At 74.1% G+C, this 22576-nt stretch carries 23 protein-coding genes; 11 read left to right on the forward strand and 12 right to left on the reverse strand.

From position 1 onward, the window contains the following. Nucleotides 1–66: 66 nt before the first annotated feature. Nucleotides 67–930, forward strand: a complete 864-nt coding sequence (locus E9565_RS16585) for a F510_1955 family glycosylhydrolase (protein WP_236835928.1) — start codon at nucleotides 67–69, stop codon at nucleotides 928–930. 38 nt (nucleotides 931–968) lie between these two features. Here the strand turns inward: E9565_RS16585 and E9565_RS16590 are convergent, their stop codons facing one another. Beyond that, nucleotides 969–1607 carry a DUF305 domain-containing protein gene (locus E9565_RS16590; RefSeq protein WP_236833551.1) on the reverse strand — a complete coding sequence of 213 codons (639 nt, stop codon included), beginning with the start codon at nucleotides 1605–1607 and terminating at the stop codon, nucleotides 969–971. A 126-nt stretch (nucleotides 1608–1733) separates the two neighbouring features. After that, nucleotides 1734–1871, reverse strand: a complete 138-nt coding sequence (locus E9565_RS16595; RefSeq protein WP_236828100.1) for a hypothetical protein — start codon at nucleotides 1869–1871, stop codon at nucleotides 1734–1736. 117 nt (nucleotides 1872–1988) lie between these two features. On the opposite strand from E9565_RS16595, the gene E9565_RS16600 reads away from it, so the two are divergent. Both E9565_RS16600 and E9565_RS16605 read left to right on the forward strand, forming a co-directional pair. Next, nucleotides 1989–2369, forward strand: coding sequence for a helix-turn-helix transcriptional regulator (locus E9565_RS16600; protein WP_236835930.1), 381 nt, complete (start codon nucleotides 1989–1991; stop codon nucleotides 2367–2369). Between the two features lie 312 nt (nucleotides 2370–2681). Next, nucleotides 2682–4928 carry a heavy metal translocating P-type ATPase gene (locus tag E9565_RS16605; protein ID WP_236828102.1) on the forward strand — a complete coding sequence of 749 codons (2247 nt, stop codon included), beginning with the start codon at nucleotides 2682–2684 and terminating at the stop codon, nucleotides 4926–4928. Between the two features lie 132 nt (nucleotides 4929–5060). Here the strand turns inward: E9565_RS16605 and E9565_RS16610 are convergent, their stop codons facing one another. Together E9565_RS16610 and E9565_RS16615 are read right to left on the reverse strand one after the other, a co-directional pair. Continuing rightward, the gene (locus E9565_RS16610) at nucleotides 5061–5303 is read right to left on the reverse strand and encodes an SHOCT domain-containing protein (RefSeq protein WP_236835932.1); all 243 of its coding nucleotides are present in this window, start codon (nucleotides 5301–5303) and stop codon (nucleotides 5061–5063) included. Between the two features lie 273 nt (nucleotides 5304–5576). Next, nucleotides 5577–6329 carry a YcnI family protein gene (locus E9565_RS16615; protein WP_236835934.1) on the reverse strand — a complete coding sequence of 251 codons (753 nt, stop codon included), beginning with the start codon at nucleotides 6327–6329 and terminating at the stop codon, nucleotides 5577–5579. Between the two features lie 262 nt (nucleotides 6330–6591). Between E9565_RS16615 and E9565_RS16620 the strand changes: the two genes are divergently transcribed. After that, nucleotides 6592–6882: a DUF1540 domain-containing protein gene (locus E9565_RS16620; protein WP_236828105.1), complete on the forward strand. Its 291-nt coding sequence runs from the start codon at nucleotides 6592–6594 to the stop codon at nucleotides 6880–6882. Here E9565_RS16620 and E9565_RS16625 read toward each other — a convergent pair. Together E9565_RS16625 and E9565_RS16630 are read right to left on the reverse strand one after the other, a co-directional pair. Further along, complete coding sequence (locus E9565_RS16625) at nucleotides 6867–7307, reverse strand: hypothetical protein (protein WP_236835936.1); 441 nt, start codon at nucleotides 7305–7307, stop codon at nucleotides 6867–6869. The two genes, E9565_RS16620 and E9565_RS16625, sit on opposite strands and share 16 nt — an antisense overlap. 67 nt (nucleotides 7308–7374) lie before the next feature. Further along, a complete protein-coding gene (locus E9565_RS16630; protein WP_236828107.1) occupies nucleotides 7375–8256 on the reverse strand; it encodes an ABC transporter substrate-binding protein in 882 nt (293 codons plus the stop codon). Nucleotides 8257–8514: 258 nt separating this feature from the next. Between E9565_RS16630 and E9565_RS16635 the strand changes: the two genes are divergently transcribed. Both E9565_RS16635 and E9565_RS16640 read left to right on the forward strand, forming a co-directional pair. After that, nucleotides 8515–10005 carry a SulP family inorganic anion transporter gene (locus tag E9565_RS16635; RefSeq protein ID WP_236835938.1) on the forward strand — a complete coding sequence of 497 codons (1491 nt, stop codon included), beginning with the start codon at nucleotides 8515–8517 and terminating at the stop codon, nucleotides 10003–10005. Between the two features lie 5 nt (nucleotides 10006–10010). Continuing rightward, nucleotides 10011–10400 carry a MerR family transcriptional regulator gene (locus E9565_RS16640; protein ID WP_374201743.1) on the forward strand — a complete coding sequence of 130 codons (390 nt, stop codon included), beginning with the start codon at nucleotides 10011–10013 and terminating at the stop codon, nucleotides 10398–10400. A gap of 45 nt (nucleotides 10401–10445) precedes the next feature. Here E9565_RS16640 and E9565_RS16645 read toward each other — a convergent pair whose 3' ends face one another. Further along, nucleotides 10446–10601 (reverse strand): hypothetical protein, encoded by a 156-nt coding sequence (locus E9565_RS16645; RefSeq protein WP_236828110.1) that lies wholly within the window; start codon nucleotides 10599–10601, stop codon nucleotides 10446–10448. Nucleotides 10602–10774: 173 nt separating this feature from the next. Between E9565_RS16645 and E9565_RS16650 the strand changes: the two genes are divergently transcribed. The 3 genes from E9565_RS16650 to E9565_RS16660 all read left to right on the forward strand — a co-directional run bounded on the left by E9565_RS16650 (nucleotide 10775) and on the right by E9565_RS16660 (nucleotide 14075). Then, the gene (locus E9565_RS16650) at nucleotides 10775–12040 is read left to right on the forward strand and encodes an AI-2E family transporter (RefSeq protein ID WP_236835942.1); all 1266 of its coding nucleotides are present in this window, start codon (nucleotides 10775–10777) and stop codon (nucleotides 12038–12040) included. Between the two features lie 89 nt (nucleotides 12041–12129). Continuing rightward, nucleotides 12130–12567 (forward strand): universal stress protein, encoded by a 438-nt coding sequence (locus E9565_RS16655; RefSeq protein WP_236828112.1) that lies wholly within the window; start codon nucleotides 12130–12132, stop codon nucleotides 12565–12567. Next, entirely contained in the window at nucleotides 12567–14075 is a 1509-nt protein-coding gene (locus E9565_RS16660) for a sodium:alanine symporter family protein (RefSeq protein ID WP_236828113.1), read from the forward strand. Before E9565_RS16655 ends, E9565_RS16660 begins: the two co-directional genes overlap by 1 nt. 132 nt (nucleotides 14076–14207) lie before the next feature. On the opposite strand, the gene E9565_RS16665 is transcribed toward E9565_RS16660, so the two are convergent. The 5 genes from E9565_RS16665 to E9565_RS16685 form a co-directional block, all read right to left on the reverse strand. Next, nucleotides 14208–14843: a trimeric intracellular cation channel family protein gene (locus tag E9565_RS16665; RefSeq protein ID WP_236828114.1), complete on the reverse strand. Its 636-nt coding sequence runs from the start codon at nucleotides 14841–14843 to the stop codon at nucleotides 14208–14210. 36 nt (nucleotides 14844–14879) lie between these two features. Further along, nucleotides 14880–15512 (reverse strand): TetR/AcrR family transcriptional regulator, encoded by a 633-nt coding sequence (locus E9565_RS16670; RefSeq protein WP_236828115.1) that lies wholly within the window; start codon nucleotides 15510–15512, stop codon nucleotides 14880–14882. A 76-nt stretch (nucleotides 15513–15588) separates the two neighbouring features. Further along, nucleotides 15589–17739: a 3-hydroxyacyl-CoA dehydrogenase NAD-binding domain-containing protein gene (locus tag E9565_RS16675; protein ID WP_236835944.1), complete on the reverse strand. Its 2151-nt coding sequence runs from the start codon at nucleotides 17737–17739 to the stop codon at nucleotides 15589–15591. Between the two features lie 11 nt (nucleotides 17740–17750). After that, complete coding sequence (locus E9565_RS16680; RefSeq protein WP_236835946.1) at nucleotides 17751–18965, reverse strand: acetyl-CoA C-acetyltransferase; 1215 nt, start codon at nucleotides 18963–18965, stop codon at nucleotides 17751–17753. A gap of 70 nt (nucleotides 18966–19035) precedes the next feature. Beyond that, nucleotides 19036–20178 (reverse strand): acyl-CoA dehydrogenase family protein, encoded by a 1143-nt coding sequence (locus tag E9565_RS16685; protein ID WP_308113153.1) that lies wholly within the window; start codon nucleotides 20176–20178, stop codon nucleotides 19036–19038. A gap of 128 nt (nucleotides 20179–20306) precedes the next feature. Between E9565_RS16685 and E9565_RS16690 the strand changes: the two genes are divergently transcribed. Together E9565_RS16690 and E9565_RS16695 are read left to right on the forward strand one after the other, a co-directional pair. Continuing rightward, nucleotides 20307–22097, forward strand: a complete 1791-nt coding sequence (locus E9565_RS16690) for a long-chain fatty acid--CoA ligase (RefSeq protein WP_236828118.1) — start codon at nucleotides 20307–20309, stop codon at nucleotides 22095–22097. A 179-nt stretch (nucleotides 22098–22276) separates the two neighbouring features. Next, nucleotides 22277–22519 (forward strand): hypothetical protein, encoded by a 243-nt coding sequence (locus E9565_RS16695; protein WP_236828119.1) that lies wholly within the window; start codon nucleotides 22277–22279, stop codon nucleotides 22517–22519. Nucleotides 22520–22576 lie beyond the last annotated feature (57 nt).

Below are 22576 nucleotides of genomic sequence, written 5' to 3' on the forward strand. Positions count from 1 at the left end.
CGCCCACCCCGCCCCGCCGCACCTCAGCCGGCCCGGCACCGCACCGCACCGACCTGGAGTTCTCCCATGCGCTTGGCATGCACCGCTCGTCCCGCCCTCGCGGGCGCTGGACTGCTCATCCTGGTGACCGGCTGCGCGGCCACCGACGTCCCCGCCGCGCCCGAGCCGGGCGACACCACCGGCACGCTCCCGACCGCGCACGTGCACGCCGTCGCCGTCGACCCCGGCGACGGGGCGGTGCTGCTGGCCACCCACGAGGGGCTGATCACCGTCGGCGACGACGGCAGACCGGCAGCCGTCGGCCCGGTCATCGACCTCATGGGGTTCACCGTCGCCGGGCCCGACCACTACCTGGCGTCGGGTCACCCCGGGATGCGCACCGACCTGCCCAACCCGGTCGGGCTCATCGAGAGCACCGACGGCGGCGCGACCTGGACGCCGCTGTCCCGCGCCGGCGAGTCGGACTTCCACGCGCTCACCGACCTACCCGGAGGCGGGGCGCTGGGCTACGACGGGACGCTGCGCCGCACCACCGACGGCACCACCTGGGAACCGCTGGCCATCCCGGCCGCGCCGCACACCCTCGCCGCCGCCCCCGACGGCCACGTGCTGGCCACCACCGGCGCCGGACTGCTCCGCTCCACCGACACCGGGGCCACGTGGGCGCCGGTGGACGGCGCTCCGCTGCTGCAGGTGGTGACCTGGTCGGGCGACGGCGCCACCGCGGTCGGCATCACACCGGACGGGGCGGTGTGGACCAGCGACGACGCCGCGGTCAGCTGGACCCAGCGGGGTCAGCTGGACGGGACGCCGCAGGCGGTGGGAGCGACCACCGCCGACGGCGACCTGCGCGTCCTCGTGGTGACCGACCACGGCCTGCTGGAGTCCACCGACGGCGGCGCCACGTTCACCACCCTGCTGCGCAGCTGAGCCCGGGGATCCCGGCCGATGGACGCGGACGGTGCCGGTCAGCCGGTCGGGCAGTCGCGCAGCGCCGAGCCCTCGAACTCCGGGACGGGCCGGGCGTCGGCCTCCTCGACGGTCTCGGCCTCGCCGTTCTCCGCGATGTCCTGGATCAGCCACTCCATCTCGGCGATCTCCCGCTCCTGGGCGCGGATGATCTCGACGGCCAGCTGGCACACGCGGACGTCGTCGATGTCGGCGCGCTCGGAGCGGGTGATGGCGAGCGAGTGGTGCGGGATCATCGCGCTCATCCAGTTGCGGTCGTCCACCGTGACCTGGCTGCGGTCGAGCGCGATACCACCGCCCAGCAGCAGGAGGCTCACCGCCACGATGGCGATGTTGCCCTTCATGTTCTTGTACATGTTGAGCATCCAGCCGAGCATGACCAGCCCCATGGTGCCGCCCATGGTCAGCGCCATGAACACGCGGCTCTCGCTGAACTCGACGTGGCTCCACTCCCACGTGCCCGCGAACATCGTCCAGTACATGACCACCATGGACGTGGTGATCATCGCCGCGAAGCGCAGGTACATCTTCCGCTGCATCTTCTTCTGCATCGCGCCGTCGCCGGAGTCGTCGTGGTGGCCGGGGTCCTCGCCGCCGTGCCCGCGCGAGTGGTCCTCGTTGCTGCTCTTGGTCGCCATGGGGTGGTGCTCCGTTCTCTCGCCGCCGGGCCGGGGGCCGGGCGTGGGTGGTCGTGCACTGCCGACGTCCCGGCGGCTGGCCGGGGCCTGGTGCGCCGGGACGCCTGCTGGTTCGCACCGGGTCGGTCAGCCCGGTGTGCTGATGAGGCCGCGGCACGCCTGCTCGCAGCGCCGGCAGGCCTCGGCGCGGCTGCGGAGCTCGTCCCCGTCCACCCCGCCGAGGTCCGCGGGGCAGGTGCCGAGCACCCGCGCGGCCACGGTCATGGCCACCTCCTCAGACGTCCGGCGCCGGAGGGCTCGGGTGCCGCCCGGGACTGTCGCCGGTGGAGCCGTGCTACCCGTAGATCCGTACGGGTATGAGCGCGTCGGAGGTGTTTCTCGATGTCCGAACCCACCCACGCCCATCCGGTCGACCCCGAGCGGGTCGCCCACGCCCGCAGCCGGCTGCCCAGCCGCGATGAAGCGACCCAGCTGACCAGCGTGCTGAGCCTGATGGCGGACCCCACGCGCGCCCGCGTGTTGTTCGCCCTCGACATGGTGGAGGAGCTGTGCGTCGGCGACCTCGCGCTGGCTCTGGAGGTGAACGAGGACGCGGTCGGGTACGCGCTGCGGCTGCTGCGCACGGCGGGGCTGGTCGTCAACCGCAAGCAGGGGCGCGTCGTCTACTACCGCCTCGCCGACGGCTTCCCCGAACCGCTGCGCGAGCACTGCCTGCGCCAGTTGATCGTCCTGTCCCAGACGCCGGTGCCCGACGGGCTCTGAGGCCCACGCGTCGCGGGCCCCCGCTGATCGACCGCCGCGCCCGTCCGGCCACGGCCCCGGCGGCCGACACCCCGGATGGACCGGCCGGTCGAGCAGCGGGAGGACCCGGCAGAGCCGTTCGGCCCTCGCGCTCCGGGTCCGGTGGCGATGGTCTCCCCCGCTCGGGACGGCGAGGGTCGGTGCCGGTCGGCGGCTGCCGACCACCACCGGGAGGAGGAAGACGTGCCCGTGGTCGCGCCGCTCGTACGTCGCGGACGTCCCGCCGGACCGGGATCCCGGCTGCGACGGTGGCTCGAGCCCGCGCTGCTGATCGTGACACTGGGTCTGCTCGCGGCCGGCGGCGTGGCCTGGGTGGCGGGCGCCGGGCCGTGGGACGACGTCCTCTGGGCCGCGGCGACGCTGATCGCGGTGGTGCCGTCGGCCGGGTGGGTCGTGGCCGCGCTGCTGCGGCGGAGAACCGGGGTCGACCTCATCGCGCTGCTCGCCCTGCTGGGCACCCTGATGGTCGGCGAGCACCTGGCCGGTGCGCTGATCGCGGTCATGCTGGCCACGGGACGGGCGCTGGATGCGGCGGCGCAGCGGCGGGCCAACCGGGATCTGCGGGCGTTGCTGGAGAGGGTCCCGCGCACGGCGCGCCGACGCGTCGGCGACGTGGTCTCCGAGGTGCCGGTCGACGAGGTCGCCGTCGGGGACCTGGTGCTGGTCGGCCCGGGTGAGGTGCTCCCGGTCGACGGGGTGGTCGAGGGCGGTCCGGCGGTGCTCGACGAATCCGCGCTCACCGGAGAGCCGGAGCTGGTCGAGCGGGCCACCGGCGATCCGGTCCGCAGCGGGACCTTGAACGCCGGCGGCGCCTTCGAGCTCACCTGCTCGGCGCCGGCGGCGCAGAGCACCTACGCCGGTATCGTCGCGCTCGTCCGGCAGGCCGGGGCGGAGAACGCTCCGGTGGTCCGCCTCGCCGACCGGTACGCCGCATGGTTCCTGCCGCTGTCGCTCGCCGTGGCGGGGCTCGCCTGGCTGATCAGCGGCTCGCCGACGCGGGCGGTGGCGGTGCTGGTGGTGGCAACTCCGTGCCCGCTGCTGCTGGCCGCCCCGGTGGCTGTCGTGTCCGGCCTGTCGCGGGCGTCGCGGCTCGGTGTCGTCGTCCGCAGCGGTGGCGCGCTGGAGAACCTCGGGGCCGCCCGCACGATGGTGCTGGACAAGACCGGCACGCTGACCGCCGGGCGGCCGGCGCTGACCGAGGTCCTGACCGCGCCGGGGTGGTCGGTGCCGGACGTGCTGCGGGTGGCCGCCTCGGCCGACCAGCTCTCCCCGCACGTGCTCGCCGAGGCCGTGGTCGCCGAGGCACGGGCCCGCGGCCTGGCCCTGTCGCTGCCGCAGGACGTGCGGGAGCAGCCCGGCCGCGGCGTCGAGGCCACCGTCGACGGCAGGCGCGTGCGCGTCGGCAAGCTCGACCCGGCACCCGGCGGCAGCTGGGCCCGCACGGCGGTCAGCCGGGCCGCGCTGGACGGTTGCGCGCTGGTGTGGGTCGAGCTCGACGGCACCCCCGTCGGTGCGGTTCTCCTGAAGGATCCGGTGCGCCCCGACGCAGGACGGACGCTGCGGCGGCTGCGGTCGGCCGGCATCGACCGGCTGGTGATGCTCACCGGCGACCGGCCCGAGCCGGCGCGGGAGGTCGGCGCGGTGCTCGGCCTGGACGAGGTGTGCGCCCAGCAGACCCCGGCGAGCAAGGTCGCCGCGGTCCGCGCCGAGCAGGACCGCGCGGTGACCGTGATGGTGGGCGACGGCCTGAACGACGCGCCGGCGCTGGCCGCGGCCACCGTGGGTGTCGCGATGGGCGCCCGGGGGTCGACGGCCTCGTCGGAGGCCGCCGACGTGGTGCTCACGACCGATCGGCTCGACCGGCTCGCCGATGCGATGGAGATCGCCCGGTACGCCCGTCGGGTCGCCGTGCAGAGCGCGGTCGCCGGGATGGGCCTGTCGCTGGCCGCCATGGTCCTGGCCGCGGTCGGGCTGCTGCCGCCGACGGTCGGTGCGCTGCTGCAGGAGGGCATCGACGTGGCGGTGATCCTGAACGCCCTCCGCGCCCTCCGCGGCGGCCGGGTCGGCGGACGCCCGGTACCGCTCCCGACGCAGACGCTGCTGCGCCGCTTCGGCGCCGAGCACGACGACCTCCGCCAGGCGCTGCCGCTGGTGCGGGCAGCCGCCGACGCACTGGTCGTGGACCCCACCCCGCAGGCCGTCGAGGCGCTCCACCGCGCGCGGACGGCGCTGGTCGAGCGGCTGGTGCCGCACGAGGAGGCGGAGGAGGCCGAGCTCTACCCCGCGCTGGCCCGGACGCTGGGCGGTGGCGAGGCGGTCGCCCCCATGAGCCGCGCCCACGCGGAGATCGGCCGGCTCACCCGCCGGCTGCAGGTCCACCTCGACGCCCTCGACGCGGGCGCCGATCTCGATCCTGGACGACGGCAGGACCTGCTGGCCTGCCTGTACGGGCTGCACGCCCTCCTGCTGCTGCACTACCTGCAGGAGGAGGAGAGCTACTTCGCGCTCGCCGAGGAGTAACCGGGGCTGGTCGTCGTCCCCGGGAGCGGTGCCGAGCACCCCGCGACGCGGCACGTGTCGACGTCGCTGCCGCAGCGGCATCACCCCGGTCGGCTCCGCCCTGCCTCATGGCCCGGGATCCAGGCCGACCGGTCAGCGGGTCCCCGTCGGGTCATGCCCGGGAGCGCCGAGCGCCGCGAGCCGCTGCCGGTACTCCTCGATCGTGATCTCGCCGCGGGCCAGGCGCTCGGCGAGCACGTCCTGCGGCGCGCGGGCCGCCGGAGGCGGGTAGCGCTGCTCCCGGCCGGCCCTGGCCAGGAGCACGATGACGGCGACGATCATCGCGAGCAGCACCAGGACGACGACCGTCATCACGAGCCAGCCCCAACCGCTCATGTGGTCCCACCCGTACCAGCCCATCGCCGGAGTCCGCTCCTCGACCGGGACGCACGGACCTGCGCCCGGTCCGAGCGTGCACCGCGGTGCCCACGCGCTGCGCGAGGCGAAGGTCCCGCAGGCCGGACCCGTTCGGCCCGGCACCAGGCGCCGCGACCAGTAACGCGGCGCTCGGGCGGGCAGCCGGCGCCGTCGACGAGCACCCACGGGGTGCCGGGCAGGCCGTCCTGCCTGTCTGCCGGTCGGTGCCCCGCGGTCGGGGCACTGCCGCGGTCAGCTGCTGCGCCGCCGCGAGGCGAGCGCCAGCGCGAGGGCGGCGGCACCCACGACCAGGCCGAGGCCACCGACGACGAGGGCGGCCACGGCCAGCCCGGAGCCGTCGGCGGCCGTGGCGTCGGCGGCCGTGGCGTCGGACGCGGCCCCGGTGGCGGTGCCGTCGGCCTCCGCGGGGGCGTCCGCAGCGGGGGCGCTCCCGTGCGCGGCGTCGCTCCCCCCGGTCAGCGACAGCACGGGCGCCGGGCTCTCCGGCTCGTCCTGGCCCTCGACGGTCGGCTCGATCCAGGCCTGCTCCACCCCGTCGTCGTAGGTCTGGATCGCCGGGAAGGAGATCTCGTCCACCTCCGGGATGGGGCCGGCGCTGATGGAGAAGGTCTGGTACTGGCCCGGGGCGATGCCGGCGCCCGGGTCGGCGACCCAGGTGATCTCCGTGACCGCCTCGGTCACCTCGCTGCCGTGCACCTCGACCGGCGGGTCGACCGGGCCGGTGCTGGTGGTCGCGGTCCAGCCGGGCACCGGCTTCACGCTCACCGACGCGAGCGGGGTCTCGGCGGGGATCTGCACCCGCAGCGAGACGGTGGAGGCGGTGTCGCTCTCGTTCGGCACCCGGAAGGTGAGCTCGCCGAACCCGCCCGGCGCCGCATCGCTGGAGGTCACCCGGACGTGCGCCGAGGCCGCGCCGGCACCGGCGAGGACCACCACCGTGGCCAGGGACGACGCGACGAGCGCGCGGAGGGGGCGGACGGGCACGGCAGGCTCCTTCGTCGACCGCCGGCGCGGCAGGCTGCCGGACCCGTGCGGTGGTCCAGTAGTCGCCCGCACGGCACCCGCGGTTCCCGGTGCACCGCGGAAGTGACGGCGGTCACCGCAGGGGGGCGCGCCGTCCGTTTGACGCACGACCCGGAGTTGCGCCGAGATGCCCTGGTCAGCGCCCTGGACGAGCCCCTGACCAGGGCTTGAGGCAAGCCTTCTCTTGCTGGCGGGGGCGCGGCGGAGGTGCCAACCTGACCGCATGACCTCTCTCCAGGAACTGCCCCAGGTCGAGGACTGCTCGGTGAGCAGCTGCTCCTACAACGCGAACTCGGGCTGCCACGCGGGGGCCATCACCATCGGCGGCGACCACGCCCACTGCGGCACCTTCGTCGAGATCTCCTTCCGGGGTGGGCTCGACCGGACCGGTCTCGTCGGCGCCTGCCACCGCTCGGACTGCCGGCACAACGACAAGCTCGAGTGCACCGCCCCGGGCGTGCGCGTGGGCGCCGGCGCCGACGCGGCCGACTGCCTGACCTACGAGGCCCGCTGACCCGGTAGCAGGTCCGGCCCGCCGAGCGGCTCGACGGCCAGGTTCCCGGCTCCGTCGGCACGCAGCGCCCCGTCGGCGATCGACAGGGCGGCCACCGGGTCGGCGTCGTCGACGAGGACGGCACGGCCCGGGGCGGCCATCCCGCGCACCGCGGTGAGGACCACCCGCCGGTCCGCGCCGGCCAACCCCTCGGTCACCCGCTCGACGAGCACGATCGAGGCCGCACCCCGGCCGGCGTCGCGGACAGCGGCCAGCCGCTCGGCGAGCTCGTCGGTCGGCGCGGCCGTGAGCCGCACGACGGGCAGCGCCGCCTGCCCGGAGGCGCAGCGCCCGGTGCTCTCGTCGAGCGCCTGCATCACGTCGCGGCGCGCGGCGTCCGGACCCAGCAGCACCGTCACGTCGCCCAGCGGCAACCGCAGCCCCATGCGAGCTCCCTCTTTTCGGGTAAGGCGAGGCTAACCTGCGGCGCGCAGGGCGTCGAGGGGGTCGCCGTCACACCACGCGGGCGGCCCACCGGAGCGGGCGGTCGCCCGGCTCGGGGTGCAGCAGCGCCGCCAGCGTCTCCACGCCGTCGACCAGCCGCGGCCCCGGGCGGACCACGACCGCATCGCCGTCGACGGCCCACACCGGCCGTCCCGGGAGGGCGGCGGCGACGACGGCCGCCTGCTCCACCGCACCGTCGAGGCCGAAGCCGCACGGCGCGACCACGACCACGTCGGGGTCGGCCGCGGCGAAGGTGTCCCACCCGACCGGCAGCGACCGCTCCCCGGGCCGGCACGCCACCGGCTCGCCGCCCGCGGCAGCCACCAGGTCGGGTACCCAGTGGCCGGCCGGGAAAGGCGGGTCGACCCACTCCACGACCGCCACCCGGGGACGGGGGCGCCCGCCGACACGGGCGGCGACCGCGGCGAGCCGGGCACGGAGCGCGGCCACGACCTCCTCGGCACGCCGCGAGGCGCCGGTGCGCTCGCCGACGACGGTGATCGTCGCGAGCACCTCCTCCAGTGTGTGCGGGTCGAGCGTCACGACCTCGGCGCGGCAGCCCAGGTGGGCCAGCGCGTCGCCGACGTGCCCGGCCGGGAGGGCGCAGACGCGGCACAGGTCCTGGGTCAGGACGACGTCCGGGGCGAGGTCGGCGAGCGCACCGGCGTGCAAGGTGTAGAGGTCCTCCCCCGCCGCCAGGCGACGGCGGACGGCGGCGTCGATCTCGCCGGGGCTCAGGCCGGCGGTGTCCAACCCGCCGACGACCACCGCCTTCTCGGTCCGCGCCGACGCCGGTTCGTCGCACTCGAAGGTGACCCCGACCAGTGACGACTCCAGATCGAGGGCGTAGACGATCTCCGTCGCCGACGGCAGCAGCGAGACGATCCGCACCCGCTCACCGTACGGGCGGGCAAGCGACGCGGACGGGGCGTGACCAACGCCTCAGCGCTCGACCCTCACGTGAGGGACGAGTTCCCGGCAGACTGCTCCTGACACCGGCGACGCTGCTGCCGGCGCGGGCACCGGCACCAACCGGCGTCACCGCCGACCGGCGCGCGACCGCCGCGGTGCACCGGCGCACCGCTCCCCCGGCACCACCCGGTGCTGCCCGCCTGCGCCCGCGACGGCGCACCCGAACGAGACGGATCCATGTCCTCAGCCACCGCTGCCCCGCCCGCGCCCCGCTTCCGCCGACCGGCGTGGCTCTCCCCCGGCACCGCCCGCACCGAGGTCCTCGCCGGCCTCGTCGTCGCCCTCGCGCTCATCCCCGAGGCGATCAGCTTCTCCATCCTGGCCGGCGTCGACCCGCGGGTGGGCCTGTTCTCCTCGTTCGTGATGGCCGTGGTCATCGCCTTCACCGGCGGCCGCCCGGCGATGATCACCGCTGCCACCGGCGCGATCGCCCTGGTCGTCGCCCCGCTGGCCCTCGAGCACGGCGTCGAGTACCTGTTCGCCGCCGTCGTCCTCGGCGGGGTCTTCCAGGTGCTGCTGGCCGCGGCCGGAGTCGCCCGGCTGATGCGGTTCATCCCGCGCAGCGTCATGGTCGGCTTCGTCAACGCGCTCGCGATCCTGATCTTCACCGCGCAGTTGCCGCACCTGGTCGACGTGCCGTGGCTGGTCTACCCGCTGGTCGCCGCCGGACTCGCGATGATCTTCCTGCTGCCCCGGCTGACCGCCGTCGTCCCCTCGCCGCTCATCTCCATCGTGGTGCTCACCGGGCTCACCGTCGCCGCTGGCTGGTCGCTCCCGGACGTGGGCGACCAGGGCGAGCTGCCCGACAGCCTGCCGTTCCTCGGCATCCCTGCCGTCCCGTTCACCTGGGAGACGCTGACCATCATCGCGCCCTTCGCGCTGGGCGTGGCGCTGGTGGGGCTCATGGAGTCGCTGATGACGGCCAAGCTCGTCGACGACCTCACCGACACCCCCTCGGACAAGACCCGCGAGAGCTGGGGCCAGGGCGTGGCCAACGTCGCCTCCGGCCTCTTCGGCGGGATGGGCGGCTGCGCGATGATCGGCCAGACGATGATCAACGTGAAGTCCGGCGCCCGCACCCGGCTGTCGACCTTCCTCTCCGGCGTCTTCCTGCTGGTCCTCGTCGTCGCGCTCGGCGACGTCGTCGCGATCATCCCGATGGCCGCCCTGGTCGCCGTGATGATCTTCGTGTCGATCGCCACCTTCGACTGGCACAGCCTGCGCACGATCCACCGCATGCCCCGCAGCGAGACCACGGTCATGCTGGTGACCGTCGCCGGCACCCTGATCACCCACAACCTGGCCATCGGCGTCGGCGTCGGCGTGCTCACCGCCTGCGTGCTGTTCGCCCGCCGGGTGGCCCACCTGGTCGAGGTCACCAGCGTCCTCGACCCCGACGGCGGCACCCGCGTCTACTCGGTCACCGGCGCCCTGTTCTTCGCCTCCAGCAACGACCTGGTCTCCCAGTTCGACTACAACGGCGATCCGGAGGACGTCGTGGTGGACCTGACCGACGCCCACGTCTGGGACGCCTCGACCGTCGCCGTCCTCGACGCCATCACGCACAAGTACGAGGCGCGTGGCAAGACGGTGCGGTTCGTCGGGCTCACCGGCCACTCCGCCGACCGGTTCGAGCGGCACACCGGCCGGCTCGCCGGGGCACACTGATGCAGGTGACGCGCGGGGGGCTGCTCCAGATCGGCCAGGTCGCCGAGCGCACCGGCCTGAGCCTGCGCACCATCCGCTGGTACGAGGAGGAGGGCCTCGTCGTCCCCACCTCGCGCACCGACGGCGGCTTCCGGCTCTACAGCGACGCCGACGTCGCCCGCCTCGAGCTGATCAAGCGGATGAAGCCGCTGGGCTTCGCCCTGGAGGAGATGCGCGAGCTGCTCGGCCTGCTCGCCGACCTCGACTCCGGCACCGGCGACCGGGCGCAGCTGCTCGACCGGCTGCGGATGTTCCACGAGGCGGCCACCGCCCGGGTCACCGCGCTCCGCGAGCAGCTCGCCGTCGCGGAGGGCTTCGCCGACGGCCTCGCCGGCCAGCTGGACGCCCGGGGCTGACCGCGTCCGCCGTGGCGGCCGCCCCCCGGCCGGCCGCCACGGTGGTCACACCCTGGTGTTGCGCTTGGTCCACCCCCAGGCGGCGGTGGCCAGGAAGAGCACCACACCGATGACGAGGAGCCAGAACAGCCCCTCGACGACCGCTCCCACCACGGCGAGCACCAGCCACACGACCAGCAGCAGCCCGATCAACCCGAGCACGGGGCCTCCTCCCGCTCGGCGTGCGCGACGCCCGGCGTCCCGCACGCACGTCCGACGTTCCGGTGAAGGGGTTCGCCTACCCGATCCGCGGCGACACCATGCGGGGCGACCGCACACGTGGCCCCCCGAGGCGCGAGGATGGCGGCGTGCGGGCAGCGGAGGGAGGTGACGGCATGACCGGACCGGCGCCGTCCCCCCTCGGTGACCCGGCGGTCGCACGGCCGCTCCGCTCCCCGGGGGCGGCGGTGGGTGCGCACCCCGCCACACCCCCGCCGGCGGCCGGCCGCACCGGGTTCCTGCAGCGGGAGGCGACGATCGCGGGGCGGGCCCTGGTGATCGGTCTGGCCGGGGTCGGCCTGATCTGGCTGGTGCTCCAGGTCCAGTTCGTCGCCGCCGCCGCCATGCTCGGCATCGCCCAGGTCGCGATGCTGTGGCCGATCGCCAGCTGGCTGCGGCGGCACGGCGTACCCGCCGTCCTCGCGGCGATCCTCTGCGTCGTCGGCTACCTGGCCTTCTTCGTGAGCGTGCTGACCTTCCTGGTCCTCCAGCTCATCGAGGCCTGGCCCGGCCTGATCGATGCAGGCGTGGACGCGGTGAACACCGTGACCGCGTGGGCGCAGGCGCGGACCGAGGACATGAACAACGCGGGGCTGGAGCAGGTGCTCACGCAGCTGGAGTCCTCCGTGGGCTCGGCGGCCTCCGGGCTCGGAGGCGCGGCCGCCCAAGGGCTGAACGCGGTCGGCAACATCACCACGGTCCTGCTCATCGCGCTCTTCTTCACCCTCTTCGCCCTCACCAGCGGTGACCGGCTGTGGCGGCAGTTCGTCCGTGCGCTGCCGGTCGAGTACCGGTCGCCGACCGACGCCGCCTTCCGCGCCGGCTTGCGCACGGCGGGGGCGTGGTTCTACGCCTCGACCGCCACCGGCCTGGTCGACGGCGTGCTCATCGGCCTCGGGCTGTGGCTGCTCGACGTCCCGCTCGCCCTCCCCCTGGGCGCGCTGACGTTCCTGCTCGCCTACGTCCCGCTCGTCGGCGCGACGCTCGCGGGCGCCCTGGCGGTGGCGGTCGCCGGGGTGACCAACGGCCTGGCGACGGCCCTGTGGGCGCTGCTCATCGTCGTGGTGGTGCAGCAGATCGAGGGGAACGTGCTCGCCCCGCTGCTGCTGTCGCGGGCGATCAACTTCCACCCGCTGGTCGTGCTGCTGCTGACCACGGGAGCGGCGTCCGCCTTCGGCCTGCTCGGCCTCTTCGTCGCGGTGCCGGTCGCCGGGGTGCTCGCCGCCGCCGTGCAGGGGTGGCGGCGGCAGGTCGGCCGGCAGGCGGCGGCACCCGGCGACGCGGAGACGGCGGCCGGCGAGCCGGCCGGGCACCCGGACGACGGGGACCGGGCCGGCACCGCCGGACGCGCGCACGCGGAGCCCGCGGCGCCGGCGTCCTGACGCGGACGGGGCGGAGGGCCGCTCGGCCTGCCGGCCGGCGCGATCACCGCTAGCGTTCGGCCGATCAGCGTCTCCACCGGAGGTGGGCCGTGCCCGAATCCATCCTGGTAGGCCTGGACGGGAGCGAGGCGAGCGGTCGCGCCGCGGATGCGGCGGCCGACGCCGCCCGCCGCCACGGGTTGCGCCTGGTGCTCGCGTGCGTCGTCCCGTGGTCGCCCTACTCGTTCACCACCGCGGAGGAGAACGAGCGCCGGCCCGTCGAGAAGGAGCGCGAGGCCGCGTCGGCCCGCGAGCGCGTCCTGGACCCGGTGGTCGCCCGGCTCTCCGAACCCGGTGACCTCGTGATCGAGGGGGTGGTCCGGCACGGGCATCCCGCCGAGACGCTGGTACGGCTGGCCCGCGAGCACGACGCCGCCTGGATCACCGTCGGCAGGATCGGGCAGAGCCGGGTGCGCACCCTGCTGTTCGGCTCGACGCCCACCAGCCTCATCCAGCTCTCCCCCGTCCCCGTCCTGGTGGTGCCGTGATGACCTCCCCCTCCGGCTCCCTGCTGGCCGCCACGTTCGACGAGCGGGTCGACGGCTTCTTCGCGCCCGTGTCGGACGTCATCACCACGATCGTCTTCTTCGCCGTCCCGCTGGACTTCATCGACGAGGGCGTGGAACTGCCGCTCATCGTCGTCTGGCTGGTCATCGCCGGCCTGTTCTTCACGATCTACCTGCGCGGCTTCCAGTTCCGCGCCTTCCGGCACGCCATCCAGCTGATCCGCGGCCGTTACGACGACCCACGGGACGCCGGCGAGGTCACCCACTTCCAGGCCCTGGCGACGGCGGTGTCGGGCACCGTCGGCCTCGGCAACATCGCCGGGGTGGCGGTGGCGATCTCGCTGGGCGGGCCGGGCGCCACGCTCTGGATGATCATCGCGGGCCTGCTCGGCATGTGCACCAAGGGCGTCGAGTGCACGCTCGGGGTCAAGTACCGCAACGTCTACCCCGACGGCCGGGTCTCCGGCGGACCGATGTACTACCTGACCAAGGGGCTCCGCGAGAGGAGCCCGCGACTGGGCACCTTCGGCAAGGTGCTCGCCGTCCTGTTCTGCATCTTCACCCTGGGCGGGGCGGTCGGTGGCGGCAACATGTTCCAGGCGAACCAGGCGTTCAGCCAGGCGCAGTCGGTCACCGGCGGGGCCGACGGGCCGCTCGGCGGGGGCGGCGCCGGCGCGATCTTCGGCCTGGTCCTCGCACTGCTGGTCGGCGCGGTCATCATCGGCGGCATCCGCAGCATCGCCCGGGTCACCGACAAGCTCGTCCCGTTCATGGCGGTCTTCTACGTCATCGCCTGCCTCACCGTGCTGTTCGCCAACCTGACGGCCATCCCGGACGCGCTCTGGGCCATCGTCTCCCAGGCGTTCAGCCCCGAGGCCGGTTACGGCGGCATCGTCGGGGTGCTGATCCAGGGCTTCCGGCGGGCGGCGTTCAGCAACGAGGCGGGTCTGGGCTCCGCGGCGATCGCGCACTCGGCGGTCAAGACCGAGCACCCCGCCACCGAGGGGCACGTCGCCGTCCTGGAGCCGTTCATCGACACCGTCGTCATCTGCACGATGACCGCGCTGGCCATCGTCATCACCGGCACCTACCTCGACGAGGCGAGCGACCCGGGGGTGCAGACGACGTCGGCGGCCTTCGAGAGCGTCGTCGGCTGGTTCCCGATCGTGCTGGCGGTCGCGGTGATCCTGTTCGCCTACTCGACGATGCTGGCCTGGAGCTACTACGGCCTGAAGGCCGCGACCTACCTGTTCGGCGAGTCGATGGTCGTCGACCGGACGTGGAAGCTGGTCTTCTGCCTCTTCGTCGTCATCGGTGCCTCGTCGACGCTGGACGCGGTGATCGGCTTCTCCGACAGCATGATCTTCCTGATGTCGCTGCCGAACATCATCGGCCTGTACCTCCTGGCCCGGGTGGTGAAGCGGGAGATCACCGGCTACCGCGCCCGGATCGACAGCGGCGAGATCCTGCCGGTCGCTGAGCGGACCTGACCCGCCACCCGCGGAGGCGACCCGCCACCCGCGGCGCGACGTCGGCGCTCTCGGGCTGCAGGGGAGCGCTTGGGCCCGAGATCGCCGATCTCGGTGCCGGCCGGCGCGGGCGGTCGCCGGTCGGGGCCCGCGTCACTCCTGCCCGCGTCGGGGGCGCACCGGCGGGAAGGGCGCGTGCACGTCGAAGTGGACCCCGACCATGCGGATGGTGAAGCACAGCGCGGCGGCGCCGATCGAGGCGGCCGGCCCGTGGGCGCCGAGCAGGTCGGCCAGCACCACCGCCGTCGCCCCGAGCAGCGCCGGGACGGCGTAGAGGCCGCTCGTGAGCACCGAGGGCACCTGCCGGATGAGCACGTCCCGCAGGGTGCCGCCGCCGACGCCGGTGATCGTGCCGACGATCACCGCCTGCGCCGGGCCGAAGCCCAGGTCGAGCGCCTTGAGGGCGCCGGTGACGGCGAAGAGGCCCAGCCCCGCGGCGTCGAGGACGTTGATCGCCCCGTTCAGCCGCTCCAGGTGGGGACCGGCGACGAAGGCGATCAGCCCGCCGCCGGCGGCCACGGCGAGGTAGCGCCAGTCGACGAAGGTCGCCGGGGGCAGGGCGTCCAGGAAGACGTCGCGGATGGTGCCGCCCCCGAGCGCGGTGATCATGCCGAGGGTGACCACGCCGACGATGTCGAGCCGGGTGGTGCGCAGCGCGGTCAGCGCGCCGTTGAGCGCGAACGCGAACGTCCCGACGAGGTCCAGCACCAGCAGGGCCGTCGTGGCCATCGATCCGCGCCCCCCGGTGCAGCACTCGGTGAGCGCTCAGCTTCCCAGGTGGCTCCCGCGGGCGGTGAAGGCCGCCACGATCGACTGCCAGTGCTCCACGTGCGGGCCACTGCGCGGGGCATCGGGCTGCAGCGCGTAGGTGAGCGCCTGGCCGCGCATCGAGGTGAGCAGCACCTGGTACACCGCCTCGGCGTCCGGGTGCCGCGCCACCTGATCGCCGAACACCTCCATCGCCAGCGTGCGCAGCTGCGCCCCGAGGCGGCGCTCGTGCGGCAGCAGCGCGGCCCGCAGCTCCGGATCGGTCCGGGCGGCGCCCCACAGCTCCATGGCCGCCACGAACAGCTCGCCGTGGAACCGTTCCCAGATCAGCTCGACGCCGAGCCGCACCCGGGTGGCCGCGTCCGCCGGGAGGTCGGCCGCGGCCTGGCGCACGCTCGCGCTGAACTCCTCGTAGAGGTGGTCGACGGCGGCCAGCACGAGGTCGGCCTTGGTCGTGAACTGGTGGGTCAGCGCGCCGCGGGAGACGCCCGCCCGGCGCTGCACCTCCTGGGTCGTGGTGCGCGCGTAGCCGAGCTCGACCAGCGCCTCCACGGTGGCGCGCACCAGCGCCTCGCGGGTGCTGGCGCGCCGCTCGGCCTGCGTGCGGCGCGCGGTCGGGGCAGCGGTCATCTCGTCGTCCGGGTCCTGGAGAGGGCGGGAGCGGGACGCCGCGCGCCGGCGGCGCCCCGCTCCCCCGCCGGAGTGCTCAGACCGCCGCGGCAGCGCGCAGGCTGCCGGCCGGCACGGCGCGCTCCAGCAGGATCGCCGGCGGCCGGAACCGCTCGCCGTAGCGGTCGGCCAGCTCGTCGGCCCGGGCGACGAAGCCCGCCACCCCACCGGCGTACTGGTCGACGTACTGCAGGACGCCGCCGTAGAGGGGCGGGAAGCCGATCCCCATGATCGAGCCGATGTTCGCGTCCTCGACGCTGCGCAGCACCTGCTCCTCCAGGCAGCGCGCGGTCTCGACGGCCATGGCGAACAGCAGCCGCTCCTGCGCGTCGTGGAACGGCACGGCGTCCGAGGTCGGGAAGAGCTCCGCCAGCCCCGGCCAGACCCGCTTCTCGGGCTGCCAGTCGAAGAAGCCCTTCCCGGCGGACTTGCCGGTGCGGCCGTGCTCGACCATCGCCCGCAGCACCGCCACGCCCGGGTGGTCGTCCGCGGCGCCGGCCCTGGCTGCCTCGTCGCGGATCTTCAGCGGCAGGGTGAGCGTCACCTCGTCGAGCAGCGTGAGCGGCCCGGCCGGGAAGCCCGCCTGCAGCGCGGCCCGCTCCACGCTCATCGGCGCCAGCCCCTCGGCCAGCAGCGCGGCGCCCTCCATCACCAGCGTGCCGAACACCCGGCTGGTGAAGAAGCCGCGGCTGTCGGAGACCACGATGGGGGTCTTGCCGATCTGCCGGACGACGTCGTAGGCGCGGGCGAGCGCGGCGTCCGACGTCCGCTCCCCCACGATCAGCTCGACCAGCGGCATCCTGTCCACCGGCGAGAAGAAGTGCATGCCCACGACGTCGGCCTGCCGCTGCACCCCCTCGGCCAGGCCCGTGATCGGCAGCGTGCTCGTGTTGGAGGCCAGCAGGGCACCCGGCGCCGCGTTCGCCTCGGCCTCGCTGAGCACCCGGTGCTTGAGCGCGGTGTCCTCGAACACCGCCTCGACCACGACGTCGCAGCCGGCGAGGTCGGCGGCGTCGCCGGTCGGCGTGATGCGGGCGAGGAAGGCGTCGGCCTTCTCCTGGGTCATCCGCCCGCGCGCGACCTGCTTGCCGACCAGCACCGCGACGTGGGCCTTGCCCTTCTCGGCCGCCTCGGTGCTCACGTCCTTGAGCACGACGTCGACGCCGACCTTGGCGAACGCGTGCGCGATGCCCGCGCCCATCATCCCGGCGCCGAGCACGCCCACCTTGCCGGCCGCGAACCGCTCCTCGACCGCCGGCCGCGACCCGCCGCCGTTGATCCGGTTCAGGTCGAACCACAGCGCCTGGATCATGTTGGTCGAGATCTGGCCGACCACCAGGTCGACGAAGTACCGGCCCTCGACGGTGAACGCGGTGTCGACGTCCACCTGCAGGCTCTCCACCGCGGCGGAGAGGATCGCGTACGGCGCCGGGTAGGGCGCGCCCTTGAGCTGCTTGGTCAGGTTCGCCGGGAACGCCGGGAGGTTCGCCGCCAGCGACGGCGACGACGGCGTGCCGCCGGGCACCTTGTAGCCCCTGGCGTCCCACGGCTGGGCGGCCTCGGGGTTCGCCAGCACCCACTGCTTCGCCTTGGCCAGCAGCTCCTCGCGGTCGGCCGCGAGCTCGTGCACCAGCCCCAGCCCCACCGCCTTCGACGGGCGGAGCTGCTGGCCCTGCAGCAGCAGCTCGAGCAGCGCCGTCGTCAGGCCGAGGAGCCGCACGGAGCGGACGACCCCGCCGCCGCCGGGCAGCAGCCCCAGGGTCACCTCGGGGAAGCCGAGCCTGACCTCCGGGTCGTCGAGGACGACGCGGTGGTGGCAGGCCAGGGCGATCTCCAGGCCGCCGCCGAGGGCGGCGCCGTTGACCGCGGCGGCGACCGGGAGGCCGAGGGTCTCCAGCCGGCGCAGCTGGCTCTTCACCAGCGTCACCTGGGCCAGGACCTGGTCACGGGTCTCCGGCGTGGCCTGGATCAGGCTGCCGAGGTTGCCGCCCGCGAAGAAGGTCTTCTTCGCACTGGTCAGGACGACCCCGCGCACGGACTCCTTCTCGCGCTCCAGCCGGTCGACGGTCTCGCCCATCGACCGCACGTACGCGTCGTTCATGGTGTTCGCCGACGACGAGGGGTCGTCGAGGGTGAGGACGACGACGCCGTCGGCGTCCTGCTCCCAGCGGATGGTGCTTTCGCTCATCAGAAGACTCCTCAGACTCGCTCGACGACGGTGGCGATGCCCATCCCGCCGCCGACGCACAGGGTGGCCAGGCCGCGGCGCAGGTCGCGCCGCTCGAGCTCGTCGATGAGCGAGCCCAGGATCATCGCGCCGGTGGCGCCCAGCGGGTGCCCCATCGAGATGGCTCCGCCGTTGACGTTGACCTGCTCGTGGTCGAAGCCGGTGTCGGCCATGAACCGCAGGACGACGGCGGCGAACGCCTCGTTCATCTCGACCAGGTCGATGTCGTCGACGGTGAGCCCGGCCTTGGCCAGCGCCTTGTGCGTGGCCGGCGCCGGGCCGGTCAGCATGATCACCGGGTCGGAGCCGGAGACGGCGGTGCTCACGATCCGCGCCCGCGGGGTGAGCCCGTTGCGGCTGCCCGCCTCCTCGGTGCCGACGACGACGAGCGCGGCGCCGTCGACGATGCCGCTGGAGTTGCCGGCGGTGTGCACGTGGTCGATCCGCTCGACCCAGTGGTACCTGTCCAGCGCCACGGCGTCGAAGCCCCCCATGTCGCCGATGCCGGCGAACGCCGAGGGCAGCCCGGCCAGCGACTCGACCGTGGTGCCCGGGCGGACCAGCTCGTCGGTGTCGAGGACGGCGGTGCCGTTCATGTCGGTCACCGGGACGACGGAGCGCTCGAAGTACCCGTTGGACCAGGCCTTGGCGGCGCGGGCGTGCGACTCGGCGGCGTAGGCGTCGACGTCTTCCCGGGTCCAGCCGGCCAGGGTGGCGATCAGGTCGGCGCCGATGCCCTGCGGGACGAAGCCGGTGCGGGCGGCGGTCTCGGGGTCCATCGGCCAGGCGCCGCCGTCCGAGCCCATCGGCACGCGGGACATCGACTCGACGCCGCCGGCGAGCACCAGGTCCTCGAAGCCGGAGCGCACCTTCTGCGCCGCGAGGTTGACCGCCTCCAGGCCGCTGGCGCAGAACCGGTTGATCTGCACGCCGGCCACGGTCTCGGGCAGGCCGGCGGCCAGCGCCGCCGTCCGGGCGATGACCGCGCCCTGCTCGCCGACCGGCGAGACGACGCCGAGGACGATGTCGTCGACCAGCCCCGGGTCCAGGCCGGGGTTGCGCCGGCGGACCTCGTCGATCAGGCCGGTGGTCAGGCTGATCGGCTTGACCGAGTGCAGCCCGCCGGTCTTCTTGCCCTTGCCGCGCGGGGTGCGCACGGCGTCGTAGATGAACGCCTCGGTGCTCATGCGGGTCCTCTCGTCGTGAGGGGTGAGGGGCGAGGGGGTGGGGCGGAATGTGCACATTTCGCCGGGAGGGTCAGACGCCGAGGGAGCGGCCGACGATCTCCTTCATGATCTCGGTCGTCCCGCCGTAGATGGTCTGGATGCGCGAGTCGAGGAAGGCCTTCGCGACCGGGTACTCGAGCATGTAGCCGTAGCCGCCGTGCAGCTGCAGGCACCGGTCGACGACGCGCTTCTGCAGCTCCGTCGTCCACCACTTGGCCATCGCCGCGTCCTCGGCGGTGAACCGGCCGGCGTTGTGCTCGAGGATCGCCTTCTCCAGGTACGTCTCGGCGATGGAGACCTCGGTGTGCATCTCGGCGAGCTCGAACCGGGTGTTCTGGAACTTCCCGATCGGCTTGCCGAAGGCCGTGCGCTCCTTGCAGTACCGGACGGTCAGGTCCAGCACGATGCGGGCCGAGGCGACGGCGCCGGCGGCGATGGAGAGGCGCTCCTGCGGCAGGTTCTCCATGAGGTGGAAGAAGCCGTGCCCCTCGGTGCCGAGGAGGTTGGCCGCGGGGACCCGCACGTCCTCGAAGAACAGCTCGGCGGTGTCCTGCGCCTTGAGCCCGATCTTGTCCAGGTTGCGGCCGCGCTCGAACCCCGGCATGCCGCGCTCGACGACGAGCAGCGAGAAGCCCCGGGCGCCGGCCTCCGGGTCGGTGCGGGCGACGACGATGACCAGGTCGGCGTTGATCCCGTTGGTGATGAAGGTCTTCGACCCGTTGAGCACCCACTCGTCGCCGTCGCGGCGAGCCGTCGTCCGCAGGCCCTGCAGGTCCGACCCCGCGCCCGGCTCGGTCATGGCGATGGCGGTGATGATCTCGCCGCTGACCAGCCCGGGCAGCCAGCGCCGTTTCTGCTCCTCGGTGGTGAGCCCGATCAGGTAGGGCGCGACGACGTCGTTCTGCAGCGTGAACCCCAGGCCGGACGCCCCCGCCCGGCTGACCTCGGCCGAGAGGATCGCGTTGTAGCGGAAGTCCTTGACCCCGCCGCCGCCGTACTCCTCCGGCACGTCCATGCCCAGCAGGCCCTGCTCGCCGGCCCGGAGCCAGACGGCGCGGTCGACGACGCCGGCCTCCTCCCACTCGTCGTGGTGCGGCGTCACCTCCTTGGCCAGGAAGTCCCGCAGCATCGCGCGGAACGACTCGTGCTCGGCCTCGTAGAGCGCTGACTGCACACCGACCTCCGGGAAAGCGCTGGTCCCCCGGCGGCCACCGCGCCGGGAACCCGAACATACAGACCGATCGTTCTGTATCTTCGCGAGCCACGTCACACCGTCGTGTCGTCACCCCGAGGAGCCCACCCGTGCAGGAGTACTCCAGCCCCTCCGCTTTCGAGATCCCGCCGACCGCCGCGCTGCCCGATGCGGTGACCACCCACGCGCGGGAGAACCCCGACCGGGTGGCGCTGAGCCGCAACGCCGGCGGCGCCTGGGTGCCGGTCACCAGCCGCGAGTTCGCCGAGCAGGTCGCCGCCCTCGCCCGCGGCATGATCGCCGCCGGGGTGGGTCCGGGCGACCGGGTCGGCATCCTCGGCCGCACGAGCTACGAGTGGACCCTGGCCGACTACGCCGTCTGGACCGCCGGGGCGGTCGGCGTCCCGATCTACGAGACCTCGTCGGCCGAGCAGGCCCAGTGGATCCTGTCGGACTCGGGCGCGGTCGCCGTCGTCGTCGAGACCGCCGCCCACCGGGCGCTGGTCGAGTCGGTGCGCGCCGACCTGCCCGGCCTGCGCGAGGTCTGGACGATCGCAGCCGGCGACCTCGACGCGGTGGCGGCGCGGGCCGGCGAGGTGCCCGAGGAGGTGCTGGCCGAGCGGCGCGCGACGCTCTCGACCGACAGCCTCGCCACGATCATCTACACCTCCGGCACGACCGGGCGCCCGAAGGGCTGCGAGCTCACCCACGGCAACCTGCTGTACGTCGCCGAGCTCGCGCCCCGCGTGATCCCGGCGATGGTGGCCGAGGGCGCCAGCTCGCTGCTGTTCCTGCCGCTGGCGCACGTCTTCGCGCGGATCATCGAGGTCGGCTGCATCCAGAACGGCGCCCGGCTGGGCCACACCGCCGACCTGACCTCGCTGCTGGCCGACCTGGGCACCTTCCGGCCGACCTTCCTCGTCGCCGTCCCGCGGGTCTTCGAGAAGGTCTACAACGGCGCCCGGCAGAAGGCGCACGCCGGCGGCAAGGGCGCGATCTTCGACCGTGCCGAGCGGGTCGCCGTCGCCTGGTCGAAGGGGCAGGACACCGGCGGCCCCCCGCTGGGGGTCAAGCTGCAGCACGCGCTGTTCGACCGGCTGGTCTACGGCAAGCTGCGCGCGGCGATGGGCGGCCAGGTGGAGTACGCGCTCTCCGGCGGTGCCCCGTTGGGCGAGCGGTTGGGCCACTTCTTCCGCGGCATCGGCGTCACCATCCTCGAGGGCTACGGCCTCACCGAGACCGCCGGGCCGAGCACCGTCAGCGGCCCGGACGCCATGAAGGTGGGCACCGTGGGCCGCCCCGCCCCCGGCTCGGCGGTCCGCATCGACGACTCCGGCGAGATCCTGGTGCGCGGGCCGCAGGTGTTCCGCGGCTACTGGCACAACCCCGAGGCGACGGCGGAGTCGATGCGCGACGGCTGGTTCCGCACCGGCGACATCGGTGTCCTCGACCCCGAGGGCTACGTGACGATCACCGGCCGCATCAAGGAGCTCATCGTCACCTCCGCCGGGAAGAACGTCTCGCCGGCGGTCCTGGAGGACAGGATCCGGGCCCACCCGCTGGTCAGCCAGTGCATCGTCGTCGGCGACAACCGGCCGTTCATCGGCGCGCTGATCACCCTGGACGCCGAGGCGCTGCCCGGGTGGCTGGAGGCCAAGGGCCGGCCCGCCGGCACGCCGCTGGCCGAACTGGTCGACGACCCGGAGGTCCTCGCCGAGATCCAGGCGGCCGTCGACGCGGCGAACGGGCAGGTCTCGAAGGCGGAGTCGATCAAGTCCTTCGCCGTCCTCCCCGTCGAGTGGACCGTGGAGGGCGGGCAGCTGACCCCCTCGCTGAAGCTCAAGCGCTCGGTGGTCATGAAGGAGTTCGCCGCCGAGGTGGAGAAGATCTACGCCTCCTGAGCCGACCCCTCCCTGCGTGCCCCCGGTCCCCGCCGACCGGGGGCACGCGGCGTCGGCGGGCCGGTCCGACGGCCGGTGTCCACCGATATCGGAACAGGTGGGACCGGTGTGACGGGTGCGGCCGACACGTCCCCGTCGGTGGTGGCGCAACGGGCGGCGGGACGGAGACCCTGGGGCCCATGACGAGCGTCTACGCGTACGGCACGGCACACGCGGTCGTCATGGTCGGCTCCTTCGGCGCCGAGGGCCTCACCCCCCGGCAGATCGGCCCGGCCCACGCGACGATCGGCCGGGTGAACGGGCAGAGCCGCAAGGCGCTCTGCGGCGCCTTCGTCTCCATCGACGAGCAGCTGCCCTGGCCGCCGGAGGGCTACGACGAGACGCAGCTCTGCCCGAACTGCGCCACCCTCGCCGCCCTCTGACCTCCCGGGCACAGGAAGCTATTCCTGCGCATGGGGGGCCCGGGACGTAGGAAGAGC

This window comes from Blastococcus sp. KM273129 (assembly GCF_021698995.1).
Lineage (GTDB): Bacteria > Actinomycetota > Actinomycetes > Mycobacteriales > Geodermatophilaceae > Blastococcus.